Genomic DNA, 15,520 nt, shown 5'->3' with positions numbered 1-15,520 from the left:
GGGTTCTTCACTATTTACAACCACGCTACCGCCCCTGGCATTATCGCAACCAGAGTGCAAACCAAGCAACCAATTGATTCCACTACATATTCTAAAAAAATCCAGTTTACAGGATCTTTAGGTCTTACCGCAATCACACACAGGTTGCTTGTTACGTTACATTCAGCAGCGCCGTTTTTCTCTAGGAATCGACTGGATTCCTTACATACGAAAACACGTGGTATCAGTGATTGAAAACCCCTTTCACCCACGCCGAAAAATCTTTTCCCTGCGTTGGATGCCGGAGCCCGAACTCAACAAATGCCTTCATATAACCCAATTTATCGCCGCAATCATGGGAGCGTCCAACCATAGCAAAAGCATCAACCGGTTTTTGTTCCATCAACATAGCAATCGCATCGGTTAACTGAATTTCTCCACCAGCACCGTAAGGCGTTTTCTCAAGCAACGGCCATATATCCGCAGCCAATACGTAACGGCCAACCACAGCCAAATTTGAAGGTGCTTTATCCAACTGTGGCTTTTCTACAATTGCACGCATTGGCAGGCTCTCACCTGGATGAATTTCGACACCACTGCAATCGACTACCCCGTATTTGGATACATCTTTTTCCGGCACGGGTTCTACCATGACCTGACTGCGTCCATGTTCCGCAAATCGAGCAATCATGCTAGCCAAATTATCTCTTTTAAGATCTGAGGCAACATCGTCAATTAAAACATCGGGCAGCAGTACCGCAAAACCTTCGTCACCAATCAATGGTCTCGCGCACAAGATTGCATGCCCCAAGCCTTTGGACTGACCTTGGCGTACATGCATCAACGTAACGCCTTTAGGACAGATCGATTGCACTTCTTCCAGCAGTTGGCGCTTGACGCGCGACTCCAGCATGCTTTCCAGTTCAAACGAAGTGTCAAAGTGATTCTCAATGGCATTTTTTGATGAATGTGTAACAAGAATAATTTCCGTAACACCAGCAGCAACGCATTCATTCACAATGTATTGGATGAGGGGTTTGTCTACGACCGGCAACATTTCCTTAGGAATAGCTTTGGTGGCCGGTAACATGCGGGTTCCTAGACCTGCAACGGGAATGACAGCTTTTAGCATTTTTGTGGGAACCCCCAGCAATTACAGTTTCATTACTGCAGTACATATAAAATCAGCGCAATGCCGTTGCATTGCATTGTTGCGTTATAGCACGCAGCAGAAAATGACATCAATTTATTCGGCCTGAAGTATACACCCATGTCAGAAGTTAATACATTAACCACACGTAGACAAAACGCCATTTGTCTACACAACGACCTACCTGCCTAGCAACAAAAAACGTAACAAACTGAAATTAAAGCAAAAATAAATACGCAAGTCTCTAAAAAGACCGCAATTTTTTGATATCAATTGATGAGTAACATAGCATTTATCGAACAAATACCAACCGCAATAACTAGCGTGGTTATAATAATCAATAACAATTAAAAGAAGGTGCAATCGAGAATGATTATTAATTAATGCAAGTCATATCCTTTGCAACCTACCTGTTCCTTAAAAAAAAGTCCGCAGCGTTGAACTGCGGACTTAGTCAGAATGGAGTGCTACCCCAACTCAACTTTTGCGGCTATAGCCTTGCGGGTTATTCTTTTGCCAATTCCAGGTATCGCGCATCATTTCATCGATACCGCGCCGCACTTCCCACCCCAGTTCCTTACGGGCAAGATTCGCGTCAGCCCAGAAAGCCGGCAGATCTCCGTCACGGCGCGGTAAGATCTGATATGGGATCTTCACGCCAGAAGCCTTTTCAAAAGCCTGCACCATTGCCAAAACCGAGTGCCCTACTCCTGCCCCCAGATTGTATGCTTTGAAGCCTTCGACTTTATTCAGATGATCCATCGCCATCAGATGCCCTTCGGCCAGATCCATCACATGGATGTAATCACGTTCACCGGTGCCATCTTCAGTTGGGTAATCACCACCGAAAATGCCCAACTTATCCAGTTTGCCAATTGCTACCTGAGAGATATAGGGCAACAGATTGTTTGGGATACCATTTGGATCTTCACCAATCAAACCTGACTCATGCGCACCGACCGGATTGAAGTAACGCAGGGCAATAATGGAAAACTGGGGCTCAGCCTTGGCAAAATCCTGCAAAACCTGCTCTACCATCAATTTGGAGGTCCCATATGGGCTTGTTGTTCCACCAATAGGTGTAGTTTCCACATAGGGCACAGGAGAGTTAGCGCCATAAACCGTAGCGGAAGAGCTAAAGATAAATTGGTGAACACCTGCACGGCGCATTTCATCCAGTAACACCAGCGTACCGGCAACGTTGTTTTGATAGTACTCAAGTGGCTTGCGAGTCGACTCACCTACCGCTTTCAGGCCGGCAAAATGGATAACCGAATCTATCGCATGAGCGTCGAAAATGCGCTTCAGACATTCGCCATCCTGAATGTCACCCTGGTAAAACACAGCCGCTTTGCCCGTCAACTTTTCTACACGATGCAAAGACTCTTCTGAAGAGTTCGACAGGTTATCCAATACCACCACATCCTCATCGCGCTCCAGCAAAGCCAGAACGGTATGAGAACCGATATAACCGGCTCCGCCGGTGACTAAAATCGCCATATCAACCCCTCTTCCCCAGCCTTACTGGAGGATCCTCACTGGTTAAAAATAATCTATTGGTTCAAAAAATCAGGAGAAAAATGCCAACCCAGATATCAATGCCGGCAGACATGATACAACTTACTCGACTTATCGCCAAAACGTCAGAGCAGTCAAAACGGCTCTCAACCTTCATCCACAGCAATCCAATGGCGTTGCTGTCCGCAAACATAACGTATTGAGACAAAAAAGAGCAGCTCAAGGCTGCTCTTTCGGATAAATAGTCATGATGTGTGTAACTATCTGTTCAGCGGCTCATGGAAAAGTACTGCGCCACGCGTTTTACATCTCTTTCATCAAGGGTTCCCGAATCACTCAGCAACGTAATCCAGGATTTTATGTAGGTGTACTTGGCCGAGGCCAGATCACGTTGGGCACTGTACAACTGTTGCTCAGCATTAAGCACATCGACGTTGACACGCTGCCCCGCCAGCACGCTCTGGCGTGTTGCCGTTACCTGAGTTGTCGCCGACTTCACCGCCAACTCGTAAGCCGCCAATTTGGCGCGGCTGCTAATGCACAAATTATACTGTTTGCGCAGATCGTTAAGCGTAGTGCCCACCTGCGCATCCATTTCGTACATCGCCTGTCCGTATCGTGATGCCGCCTGGCGAGTCGATGCCGAAACCCCACCGCCGGCGTAGATCGGCATACTCACCTGCACACCAATACTGTCAGTGCGATATTTTTGGTTAACCGTATTATCGCTGCTGGAGTCATTCTCAGAATGCGAGGCGTAGAGCTGCACCTGAGGCATAAAACCAGCACGATTTCTCTCCACTTCATATTTCGCCGCATCAACCCCGTGGCGAGAGGCCGCCAACATCGGATTATTCTCGAGGGCAATTTTTTGCCACTCTTCAAACTTTGATGGGATCAACGGCGCCACCTGGAATTTGCCAGGGCGTAGCAGCTGTACGTCATCAAGCTGATTGAGTGGCATACCAATAATGACTTCCAACTCGCGCTGAGCCGCGTCCAGCGCATCACGCGCCTCAATTTCCTGCGCCTCTGCCAAGCTGTAGCGCGCCTGAGTCTCGGAAACGTCGGTAATGGTACCCTCACCCGCGCTCATTAAACGATCGTTCAGCGACAACTGTTCTTTATAGGCCGCCTTTTGAGCTGAAGCTAAAGCGATTTGATCTTTCGAGTAAGCCACTTCCACATAGGCGGAGATCACCCGTACGGCCAAATCAAGAAACTTGCTGCGGTAGCGCTCATCAGACATCAGCGTCTGCGCCACGCCAGCCTTGTAGCGCGCATAAGCCTCATAATCGAACAGCGGTTGTGTCAGCGTTACCGAGCTGGAATAGCTGCGGTACTGCTGCCGTTTGGTGGTTTCAGTGACGTTGCCAAAGAAATCGCTTTGTGGGTACTTTTGCGTTTGCCAGTTTCTCGGTGAGTTCTGGTAATTAAGCGATACCTTCGGCAGCAGCCCCGCCCTGCCGATGTTTTCGTTTTCGTCTCCCGCCTCTTTCTCTTTTATAGCCGCCCTAAAGGTCGGATCTTTTTCAAGTGCCAGCGAATATGCGTCTATAATCCCTATCGAATGAACCGGCGCAGCTATCGCAAACAAGAGGGTACTGATAGCAAGGCCAGCAACCTGTCGTTTAAATTGAATCAAAATTATTCCTCGGTTAATGAAGTATGAGCGCGATCCAAAATAGGTTTAAACAGATAACTCAACAGTGAGCGCGAGCCGGTCTTCACAAACACCTCCACAGGCATCCCCGGTTTGATGTCTTCGCCACTGAGCAATTTCATGCCCTCGGGGGAAACCGTGACCTGCATTTGGTAGTAGGGTTCGCCATTGGCCTTGTCGACCAGACGGTCGGCAGAAACCAACGTCACCGTCCCCGGTATTTTCGGGGTCTTGTTTTGGTTGAAGGCGGTAAACATCAAATCCACCGGCAACCCGTTGTACACTTTATCAATCAGCTCTACCTTGAGGCGTGAATCCACCACCAATGTAGCCTGGCTGGGTACAACGTCCATCAGGTGGTCACCCGCTCCCACGACGCCCCCCTGAGTAAAGATATTTAACCCAACGACAGTCCCATCCACCGGCGAACTGATAGCGGTGTTGCCGAGGTCAAAATTCGCCATTTCCAGCTTGTTTCTAAACTCGCTGGCATCCATCTGCGTTTGCGCCAACTGAGTTCTGACTTCGCGTTGATAGTCGGCAAAGCGTTGGTCGATCCGCTGCTGAGACTCCTGCAACTGTTTTTGTACCTGGCCAATTCGCCCAACGGTTTCATCGATACTGCTGTTCACTTCCGCAAACTGACGCTGGACTTCCAGATAACGGTTGCGCGGTAAATAACCGTCCGCCGCCAGTTGCTTCATGCTGTTCATCTGTTCGCGCAGGCTGGAAAGCTGGATTTGCTTGTTGACCCTTGAGTCCTGCAGGCCCTTCAGTTGGAAACGCATGCCGTCCATTGACTGTTTATAGCCGTCAACTTCGCTTTGTAGCCCTATGCGACGGGAAGAGAATAACTGCGTTTGCAATGCGATGATCTCAGCGACCCGCGGCTGAGCCTGGATGGTTTCAAAAACAGGAGAAAAAGTGACTTTGCTTAATCCATCACGTTCAGCCAGCAAACGCCCTTCGCTGGCAAGCGTGGTGTAATATTGGTCACGAAGCGAGTCAACCTGTGCCTGGGCCTGAACCTGGCTCAACTGCACCAGCACCTCGCCCGCTTTAACCTTGTCGCCTTCTTTTACCGTGATACTTTTGATGATGCCGCTGGCCGGGGCCTGTACGGTTTTACGATTGCCGGAAACGGTCACCGAACCTGGTGACGCGACCCCTTTATCCAAAGGTGCAAACGCAGCCCAGGCGAAGAAGCCAAACAGGCCAATCCCAACCACTAACCACCCCATGCGGGTGAAACGCCGTTCATCCTGTGGGATCTGTTCTGAATACGAGTCTTGCGGCTCGCCAATGTGCGTAGACATACCAACTCCTTTGACTGCAGGCGGCATTTTGGCGCCGCCCGGCAAGTACACAGCTTAATTAATTTGAGTTTTTGGAATATTGCCTTCGTCCGGCTCGGAGTTGACTGCGCGCACCGCCTGCTGTGGAGTTTGCGCCTTCTGCGCATTGGCCAACGCTTGCAGCACCTGCTGAGTTGGTCCAAACGCATTGACGGTACCGTTCACTAACAGCAGCAGCTTGGTGGTCATCGACAACAGGTTGGTTCGATGGGTAATCAGGATCACCGTTTTATTACGCTGTTTAAGGAACAGGATCGCCTGATTCAACGCTTTTTCACCGGCATCATCCAGATTGGAATTGGGTTCATCCAATACGATCAGGGAAGGATCGCCATACAGCGCACGGGCCAGGCCAATACGCTGCTTCTGTCCGCCGGATAATCCCGCCCCGCCATTGCCAATGATCGAATCATAGCCATTAGGAAAACGCAGGATCAGCTCATGGACTCCGGCCAACTTGGCGGCTTCAATCACTTTCTCAGAATCGATGTCGTTAAAACGAGCGATGTTCTCGGCAATGCTGCCGGCGAACAGTTCGATATCCTGCGGCAGATAACCGATGAATGGCCCCAGTTCGTCTTTGTTCCATTGGTAAATGTCGGCATTATCAAGCCGCACAATACCTTCGCTGACCGGCCAGATACCTACCAACAAACGCGCCAACGTGGACTTACCGGAAGCGCTTGGCCCGATAATCCCCAGTACGTCACCCGGCTGGATCGCGAAGCTGACATTATGTAATACCGCATCGCCTTTGGAGCCCGGAGGCGTGGCAGTGACACCTTCAACAGAGATGACCCCTTCCGGCCGCGGCAAAGACATACCCATACCGCGTGGCGGATGTTTATCCAGTAATTTCACCAGGCGCTGATAGGAGAGTTTGGCAGAGCTCCAGCTCTTCCAAACGTTGATCACCTGTTCGATAGGTGCCAGTGTACGTCCCATCAGGATAGAACCGGCAATCATCATGCCGGGGGTAATATGGCCATCTATCGCCAACCAGCCACCCAGTCCCAGCACCAGGGATTGCAACGAAAGACGAACAAACTTGGTTATGGAGGTAACGGTAGTGGCACGCTCGCTGGCGACACGTTGGCTATTCAGAAATCTCTGATGCAAACCGAACCAGCGGCGCTTTAGATTAGGTAGCATGCCCAATGCCTCGATCACTTCGGCATTACGCAAATTTGTACTCGCCAAACTGCTGGACATGATCGATAACTTGCTGGCTTCTCCCAACGGTTTCTTGGAAACCATTTCGTTGACCACCGCCAACGCAACCAGCAGCAGTGAGCCAACCAGGGCGAACAATCCCAACCACGGGTTAAACAGGAAAATCACCAACAGGTAAATCGGGAACCAGGGCGCATCGAAGAACGCAAACAATGCGCTACCGGTCAGGAACTGCCGTACGGTGGTCAAATCACCCAGCATTTGCCCTGCGTCGGAAGAGCCATTTTTCAGATTGGATTCATAGGCCGCGGTGTAAACACGGGTGTTTAATCGCATATCCAACTGACTGCCGATACGGATTACAACCATGCTACGGACATACTCAAGAAGCGCCATCATGCCGAACATTCCCAGCATAATCAGCGTTAACATCAGCAAAGTGATTTCATTACGTGAAGGAAGTACCCTGTCGTAGACCTGCAACATATAGACAGAGGGAACTAACATTAATAAATTTATAAATGCGGTGAATATGCCAACGGTCCAGAAGATTTTACTGCGTGTCCGTATAACATCCGCAATTTCATTACGCGGTATAAATTGATTCACTTTCTGCCCTTACATCATGTGCACTGTCAGTCCAATCCGCATTGATTTCTTCTAAGGAAATTCTTAAAAATAATTAAAAATAAAGAAAATCCTAAAGAAGCCCCCTCAAACATGCTCGAGACTGCAGATACTTTTTTTAACTATAGGTAGAGAAAGTGGATATCGGCAAGGCGGCACACAAAAAAAACTTTGTGGCTCAAACCCAGCAAAACCAGCGAAAACAAAAAGATAAATGGCATAAAAAACGCAGGGGAATTATTGTTAGAAAGAATAAGTTAAAGACGATGACTCCGATCACAAAATAAAAAACGGGGAGATTAACCTCCCCGTATTATTTAATGACTAACAGTTTCCATGGAAACTATTTCTCTACTGAGTTTACACTCACGCGTAATGCAGAGTATCCAACAGTTGCTGATGGTTTTGCCCAGTCAGGTAAACCACGCTGTCGTTGGTATCCAATGTGTGGTTATCGTTGTTATCAATAATCACATAGGAGCTGGCATTATCACCCGAACCACCGAAGACCACAGACGCGACGCCCACTTTCGCGGTCAACGCGTTGCTGCTGCCCAGGCCAAGGATACCGCCCAACAGGCCGATAACGCCGTTGGTCAGGCCGCCAACCAGAGTCCCCAGCAGGGCATCCAGAGTATCGGAAGCACGGGTGCCGTAATCCGCTACCGCAGTACCGCTGGTATCACCAGAAATGGTCAAAGCAGAAGCAGCGTCAACAATCTTGTCTTTGGCGCTATCAAAGTCGGTAATGGTGACACCGGCCTGCGTAGTACTGGACTTCAATTCATAGGTATTCACACCGTTGCCACCGGCCAAGGTGGTGTTACCCAGAACGTTGAAGCTATCCGTAGTCCCGGTACCCTCAACAGTCAGTTGATAACCATTCAGACCCAAAGCGGTCAGTACTGGCGCCAACAGCCCCGTAGTGACCGCACTCAGTGGCAGAATGTTCAGCAACTGAACGATGATACCGTCACCGGTACCGGCATGGTTTGAGTTCAGATCCAAACCGCCAGTATTAGCAGATGCGTTAATATCACGCACGTTGCTAAAACCACTGCCCACAGTCAGATCCAGTAAGTGATCGCCTGTAACAGCAATGTTCTGTACCTGAGCATTTGTGCCAGTCAGTGACAAGATATTGTCAAAACTACCGGTACCGCCAGACGCAATGTTCAGCGTGCTCAGTGCAGTTGGCAACAACAGGCTGCTGCTGCTGTTCAGTGCCAGGGAGCCTGCATTCACATCGGTTGAGCTAACGGCATCGAAAGTGACGTTAAAGTGGTTAGTGGCATTCTGCAGGAAAGTAATTTCCACGCTGCTTGCCGCCGTCGCATTACCGGTCACTTCCAACTGCGCGGAGTTACCGCCGGCAGCATTAATCACTTTCACTGCTTCAGCCAAGCCAGACAACACAAAACCTTGTGAGCCAATGTTGGAGGTAGCAGCCTGAACGACGTTGTTGGTCAAACCGGTAGTGCTGGATTCAGAAACTGCATTACCGGTTAGCAAGCCAAAGTCAAAGGTGTGGTTTGCCGCTGTGGAGCCAGTGTTAACCGTTGCTTTGCCGATGTAGCCAGCCAGGTCAATTTTCTCAAAATTGGTGAACTGCGAAGCATTGCTGGTAATCGTCGCGGTGCGGACAATCGCGTTACCTGACATCACCACGTTTTTGGTAATGAAGTTGGCAGAAATGGTATCAATACCATCGCCGCCGTTGCCAGAAATGCCAGCGCCGACGGTGTTGGCACCGCCAACCGCCGCATTACCCAACCATTTCAGTGAGTCATTACCTGCCCCCAGATTAAAATCACCAGTAGCGGTAGCAACAGTTGCCGCAGCGGTGACCAGGACATCATCTGCACCCGAGCTGGCATTCAGAATAACGTTGCCGTTATTGACGGTAATATCGACACCCGGATTGACACCGTTGTCAGACAGGTTAACCGTCGCCGCGCTGGTGCCGTTAATGGTCAGATTCGCCAGATGATCGGCGAACTTCAGGTTAACAACGCTGGCTGCGTTAGCGGCAAGCTGAACATCAGTCAATACCGCAGTTTCGGCATTGCTAATCTGGTGTGAAGCACCGGTGTTAACAGTACCGGTGGCATTGCCGCCAGCCGCAGTGGTAGTCAGTGATGCAGCCGTTTTGTACAGCAGACTGGTACCGATATCAAATTCAAAACCGTGCTGCTGGGTTACGGTGGCAGCATCGGTCGCCGTAGAGGTACGCAGATCGTTGATAATCGCTTGAGTGATTAATGATTTATCGCTTCCAAGAGCACTATATGTCGCCAATTGTCCAGCTGTCGCCGCGACACCATGCACAGCACTGAAAACATGCTGAATGAAGTCATCGCCAGTCAGTTGACCACCTTTGCGTTGGAATTCGGCAGAACCAACCAACTTGCCAATCAAAGTACTGTAGGAGGTACCGGCGGCCATTTGTTTGCTCCAGGTATCCAGACCCGAAGCATCAACACCACGTTCGGCAACTCCCAGATAAACGGCGGCTACCTGCTCCTGGTACGACAATCCAGGAAGATGCCCTGCCTGGTAGACGGTTGTAGCGCTGTTAAAGTGCTGCTGAGCGGTTTGATCCCCAGCACCAACAGTACCTCTTAAGGCTTGAATAATATCTACCAACACATCAGCACGAGTAGCGCCACCCTGCAACAAAGAAAGATAGCTTGAAGCCTCCGCAGGCGTAGGTGCACGTTCATAACCGAATTGGAAAAGACGGGCGATAAACGCGTCATCAGTCAGCGAAGTGAGATAAGTACGGCCGCTGATGTTCGCCGCTGCAGCCTGAGTCAGAGTCATGCCAGCATTGATTTTTGCCCCGAAATAGTTCACTGCATCAGCAGTGGCGGTAGAACCGACCACATACAAAATTGCCTGAATATCCGATGCCCCCTGCCCCAAAGCACTAGTCGCCGTTGAAGGGTACAGTAGCGTATCGATTTTATTTTCAAATGCAGCTTGCTGAGACAGCAACGTCGAATCGCTGCCAGAATAATTAAGTAACTCATTGACTACATTAGAAACTGCAGAGCTCAACCCGTTAGCCGCCAGATAATCTGTCAGTTGCTGACCTGTAGCCGCAGCGCCATGCTCACGGGTATAAATAATTTGCAAAATTTCCGAGTCAGTTTTCCCGCCATACAATGCTGCCCCTGACGAAGAGCTAATAAACGCTTGTGCTAGCTGTGCAGGCGTTTTGGCACCAGTTTGAAGTTGTTGCCCATAAGTATCGATCTCGGTCAAAGAAGGAGTACGTCCCAATACCGAGTAAAAGATAGCCGCTGCCTGATGCTGAGATACTAAAGAAGCCATAAAAAACTCCTAACCTAAGTAAAATTAAGGTAAAAAATAGATCCCATACAACTCTTGAATACCAGTAATGCTAACTTAGCCACTGACTTAAAAGAGGTTTGGGCTTGCACATAGACTCAACACTGAATTAATAGCAATGAAATTAAAAACTATTTAAATAACTCCTTTAAGCGCCCATAGTTATAAAATTAGTAAAGTAGCTGAAAGCAGGTTCTGTCAAGATAAGACATGAGATTATTATTACTTCGAATAAAAACATCGGTATAGGTGTTAACATTATGGTAAGCAAGGATTTTTAACATTACTGAAAGGCGTCAATAAAAGACCACACATTCAATATATGAATAGTTAGCGATAGGGTTAACAACGCCAATCAAGCGCAAAAACCTTACTAAAAAGGCGGGTATATTGACGGGGACAACATGAAGTAGTTGACGACTTAAGATGGAGTAAATGGGTGAAGTGGCAAATTTTTTGGCTCAACAAATTATCTAGCATGACAAAAAAGCAATAACATATTGAAAAAATTATAAAAACCCGAAAATTGGCAAAAAAAAAGCACCATCGTAAAGAGATACGACGGTGCTTTTTGATATTATCATCTACCCAACTATCCAGAATACTTAACAACGAATGGAATCAAAGTTGAGCAACTTTAATCATGCTAGACTTTACACGACGCCCAAGATTGATAGAGGGCAGCTCGATAAATCTATATACCAAATATGACGCAGGCAGCGTCAGAAGAATACCGATGCTTCCCAGCAGATATCGACTGAAGTTAGAAAAATCAGCAGTGAAATGTTCGTAAACTATCAATAAACTTGGATGAATAAGATAAACTGAGTAACTGATCACCCCCAGCCAAACCATAAACTTGTTATGGATCCTAAAACGAGTCGTCAGAGCGATAAAAATTAACATGCTAAGATAATATGTCACTGTATAACGCATTGTATGGCCAGGTTCAGTTCCATAAGAAAAGAAACTCACTATTGGAATCACACAGACATAAACAGCGATGTAGTACGTAGCCAGTTTTTTGGCAATTAAATCGCCATCAAGTAGATATGAGCGCCATAAACCACCAAACATCATCAATGAGAGAGCCAAGGGCAAAGCGACAGGAAACGCTTCATCCAACTTGCGTCTGGCAATGGCTAAAGCCAAGGCAATAACCAACATGACAAGGGAAGATATGAAGTTAAACCGGACTTTATTAAGCAGGCCCAAAATGAATGAACATACGCACATGAAATAAAAAACAAGTTCGATAAAGAGAGTCCAATAAACACCCACAATATCTTTCACACGTAATGCTGTCTGGAACATCGTAATATTGGCAAAGATCTGATGCCATGGGAATTGCATACCCAAAGCGTGAGACACTACCAAATACAATAATAAGGAAAACCAATAACCTGGATAAAGCCTAAAAAATCGTGAGATAAAGAATGCCTGCACCCCACCATTTTCCCTTCTAAAACTAAAAGGTATGATAAATCCGCTGATAATAAAAAATAACACAACACCTATTTTCCCGAGATCAAACACATGGGAAAAAATAAATTTATCGTACCCGTAGATAGGCACCAGAAAATGAGCAATAACGACACTAATTGCCGCGATTCCTCGTATCGAGTCAACATAATCCAGACGAGCGGGAGTTTTATTATCAGCGGCGGTTTGCAATTTTTCAATAACCTGCATAGAAACCACCTGATTGTGAGCAAAGTGCTTCTCGGTCATATTTAAAAAAACAATAAAATAGAATGAAGAACAAAATAGTAACACCTAATTAAAAAATAAATGTCAACGTGTTGGCACAGCTATAGGCTTATCAGACAAGACTAATACAGGAGTATCACCCTGTAATGTCATTTTCTGGTTATTGATCTCAACGAGAGGATTTACATCAGGCTTTTCTGGTGACGGCCCTGTTACACTACTCATTAAGGATCTCAAGCCACTTGGTTGCTCTGAAGATTGCGCGACCTTGGACTTCTGCCAAGACAGCATCGCATACTGATTACCTTGCCCTTTAAGCGCAATGCTAATCACTCCATCAGCAGATACCTTATAATCACTCACGCTATAATCGCGTGCAACTTTGGCGATCTTTTCATAAGCCAATGCCGCTGCTTTCGGTTTCTCCTTTCTATCCAACAAGCCAAATCGATGTTCATTTATTTTTGGATTATCTCCGTCGTCAATAAGATCGTACCACCACACCCCTTTAATATAGGGGCGCGATTTTGCCAACATAGTGTATTTTACGATATATTGAGCGGCAGCGGCATTACTCAAACCACCAGGTCCATTATATGTTGGAACACCCATTTCAGTAATATATAAAGGAACTGTTTTTTTGGAGAATGCTCTTACTCTGGCTTCAAATTTATCAATGCCGGCAAGATTATCCTCGGGGTTTCTTAACGCCATATCTTCATTACGATACGAATAAGGATGCAGTGATATAGCATCGATATCATTCAGTATCCCTAATTCCATTAACTTATCAAACCAGCTAATACCCCGTTGCCCCAAAGGGTTAAGAGAACCCGCCATCACAATTGCATCGGGGTCAGCACGTTTAATAGCAGCCGATGTTTTCTTCACTAATTGTGCAAAAACCTCAGGAGGAGGAACCCCTGTTTTCTTTTTCAGCCCAGTGCCCACGGTCCACTCATTCCAAACCTCATAGTACTTTACCTTGCCCTTGAAGCGTTTGGCGGTCCAATAAGCATAGTTGGCAAACCCATCGATGGCTTCAGGAGTGGTTGGATAATCAGGAACATTGTAAGCGGCATTACCATAAGCAAGTATAAGTAATGAATTCAATCCATATTTGGAAACGCCTTGCTGGAATGCATCATCTTCTTTGATAAGAGGTCCGACAACTTTGAAATCGCCAGATGTCCTTTCAACCATTCCCCACAGGAACCCAGTGCGAAATGACGTAAACCCATAATCTTTAATAAGGGTAAGATAATTATCTGTCGGCTTAGGGTAGTTCCGTAAATGAACATTCACCCCAATCTCAAAAGCATTAGCACCCTGGTAGGATCCCAGCAGCATGATACCTGCCGCTGCCAATGCTTTAACCATTCTGGTATAACGGCCAGAAAGACAATGACCCGTGTTTGGCTGAAATATCAACTTAACCTCCTGAATAAAAAAGTACTACTCATGAGTTTTAAAAACTAAGGAGCCAGGCATTGATGTATACTCATCAGAAAACTAATAGGCCGTTTTACTGATAAATCCTTTAAATATTGTCAGGAAAACAATTTTCACGTCTAACCAAACACTCCAGTTACGGATATAATCAAGGTCAAACTCAACGCGTTTTTCCATTTTATCTAATGTATCCGTCTCGCCACGCCAACCATTTATCTGAGCCCAACCGGTAATTCCAGGTTTCATTTTGTGACGTAGCATATAACCTTTAATTAACTTGCGGTACTGTTCATTATGCGCAACGGCATGAGGACGAGGCCCAACAATTGACATATCCCCTTTCAGTACGTTAATAAATTGTGGTAACTCATCTAAAGATGTGCGGCGAAGGAAAGCACCGACAGGCGTAATCCTGACATCGCCTTTTGTTGCCTGAATGACCTTATCGCCATTCTCCATAACCTTCATTGAACGGAACTTCCATACCTCTATTGCTTTCCCGTCCATGCCATATCGACGTTGTTTGAAAATCACGGGACCATGAGAAGTGAACTTCACCATAGCAGAAATAAGCAATAAAACAGGGGAAATAAACAGAAGAATAAATATTGAAAGGACAATATCCTCTACACGCTTAATAACCTGATTAACGCCGCTCATAGGTGTATCAAACAATGATACCACCGGCACACCATTGATTTCCTCTGAACGTGACTGCAAAATATTAAAAGTGAAAATATCAGGAATCAACATTACCGAGCATGTAGTATCTGAAAGCTCAGAAACCGTATCTTTTATTAATTTCTCTTGCTCCATCGACATAGCAATATAAATACGGTCAATACGACCGCATTTTGCATCTTCAATAAGTTGTGCCAAATTACCACGTCGTTCAACCAGAGCGTTTAATGGTTCTTCGCTATCATCATAAATGCCCAGAACGCGGAACCCCATCCAGTGTGCATCACGTAACGTTTCCGCCAAACGAATCCCAACCGGCATTGATCCCATAATAGCTACATTGCGAGTGTTAAACCCCAAATTACGCATATAACCTAGCATCAAGCGGATAGTACTACGTGTGATCACCAATCCGCAGCAAACAAGCAGATACCACTGGATATAAACGATATATTCGTTACTAAAGTCGTTAACAAAAGCAACAGCACCAGAAGTCAACAATAAGCTTATCGTCCAGTTTTGCAAAATCAGCTGAATTTCTAATCCTGCACGAACACCGCGCCAAGAACGATAAAAATCAGTAATACCACCTATCATCTGGAAAATAACAATTGAAGTTAACACCATGACCCAGTGTTGCATTGAGAATCGGGTACCAGACATAAGGCAGGATAAGTAAAGCCCGCAGAAAACGATAAAAATATCTGAAAATCGTTGCAACATTGATGTCAGGGATGCATTGGTATGAAAACTCCCACGACGGAAACCATTCATAGATAACGGCCTATTCACTATCATAGTATAGATGCCTTTTGTTAGTTTTCTCTGCAAACTATATTCCTATAAAACCTGGGCAGT

9 protein-coding genes are annotated in these 15,520 nt (G+C 46.6%); all 9 read right to left on the bottom strand.

Annotation, left to right across the window (positions count from 1 at the left end; genetic code table 11):
• Positions 1 to 223: 223 nt before the first annotated feature.
• Entirely contained in the window at positions 224 to 1,111 is an 888-nt protein-coding gene (galU, locus tag ACSOSI_RS08265) for a UTP--glucose-1-phosphate uridylyltransferase GalU (RefSeq protein WP_112350248.1), read from the bottom strand.
• Positions 1,112 to 1,606: 495 nt separating this feature from the next.
• A complete protein-coding gene (gene galE / locus ACSOSI_RS08260) occupies positions 1,607 to 2,629 on the bottom strand; it encodes a UDP-glucose 4-epimerase GalE (RefSeq protein WP_476706862.1) in 1,023 nt (340 codons plus the stop codon).
• 286 nt (positions 2,630 to 2,915) lie between these two features.
• Positions 2,916 to 4,292 carry a TolC family outer membrane protein gene (locus ACSOSI_RS08255; protein ID WP_112362357.1) on the bottom strand — a complete coding sequence of 459 codons (1,377 nt, stop codon included), beginning with the start codon at positions 4,290 to 4,292 and terminating at the stop codon, positions 2,916 to 2,918.
• A gap of 2 nt (positions 4,293 to 4,294) precedes the next feature.
• Positions 4,295 to 5,626, bottom strand: a complete 1,332-nt coding sequence (locus tag ACSOSI_RS08250; RefSeq protein ID WP_012006030.1) for an HlyD family type I secretion periplasmic adaptor subunit — start codon at positions 5,624 to 5,626, stop codon at positions 4,295 to 4,297.
• 54 nt (positions 5,627 to 5,680) lie between these two features.
• Positions 5,681 to 7,447, bottom strand: coding sequence for a type I secretion system permease/ATPase (locus ACSOSI_RS08245; protein WP_261136391.1), 1,767 nt, complete (start codon positions 7,445 to 7,447; stop codon positions 5,681 to 5,683).
• A gap of 384 nt (positions 7,448 to 7,831) precedes the next feature.
• Positions 7,832 to 10,801 carry a beta strand repeat-containing protein gene (locus ACSOSI_RS08240; protein ID WP_476706861.1) on the bottom strand — a complete coding sequence of 990 codons (2,970 nt, stop codon included), beginning with the start codon at positions 10,799 to 10,801 and terminating at the stop codon, positions 7,832 to 7,834.
• Between the two features lie 639 nt (positions 10,802 to 11,440).
• Complete coding sequence (locus ACSOSI_RS08235) at positions 11,441 to 12,511, bottom strand: acyltransferase family protein (RefSeq protein ID WP_476706860.1); 1,071 nt, start codon at positions 12,509 to 12,511, stop codon at positions 11,441 to 11,443.
• 102 nt (positions 12,512 to 12,613) lie between these two features.
• Positions 12,614 to 13,960: a cellulase family glycosylhydrolase gene (locus ACSOSI_RS08230; RefSeq protein ID WP_476706859.1), complete on the bottom strand. Its 1,347-nt coding sequence runs from the start codon at positions 13,958 to 13,960 to the stop codon at positions 12,614 to 12,616.
• An 81-nt stretch (positions 13,961 to 14,041) separates the two neighbouring features.
• Positions 14,042 to 15,436, bottom strand: a complete 1,395-nt coding sequence (wcaJ, locus tag ACSOSI_RS08225; RefSeq protein ID WP_476706858.1) for an undecaprenyl-phosphate glucose phosphotransferase — start codon at positions 15,434 to 15,436, stop codon at positions 14,042 to 14,044.
• Positions 15,437 to 15,520: the final 84 nt, after the last annotated feature.

This window comes from Serratia sp. AR11, from assembly GCF_056376275.1.
The sequence above is the reverse complement of the archived record's forward strand: the minus strand, read 5'-3'. Positions and strand labels throughout refer to the sequence as shown.

Bases quoted from the DNA above. Each gene is read 5' to 3' on its own strand.
- galU (WP_112350248.1), bottom strand. From the start codon at position 1,111: ATGCTAAAAGCTGTCATTCCCGTTGCAGGTCTAGGAACCCGCATGTTA.
- ACSOSI_RS08240 (WP_476706861.1), bottom strand. From the start codon at position 10,801: ATGGCTTCTTTAGTATCTCAGCATCAGGCAGCGGCTATCTTTTACTCG.
- galE (WP_476706862.1), bottom strand. From the start codon at position 2,629: ATGGCGATTTTAGTCACCGGCGGAGCCGGTTATATCGGTTCTCATACC.
- ACSOSI_RS08250 (WP_012006030.1), bottom strand. From the start codon at position 5,626: ATGTCTACGCACATTGGCGAGCCGCAAGACTCGTATTCAGAACAGATC.
- ACSOSI_RS08235 (WP_476706860.1), bottom strand. From the start codon at position 12,511: ATGCAGGTTATTGAAAAATTGCAAACCGCCGCTGATAATAAAACTCCC.
- wcaJ (WP_476706858.1), bottom strand. From the start codon at position 15,436: ATGAATGGTTTCCGTCGTGGGAGTTTTCATACCAATGCATCCCTGACA.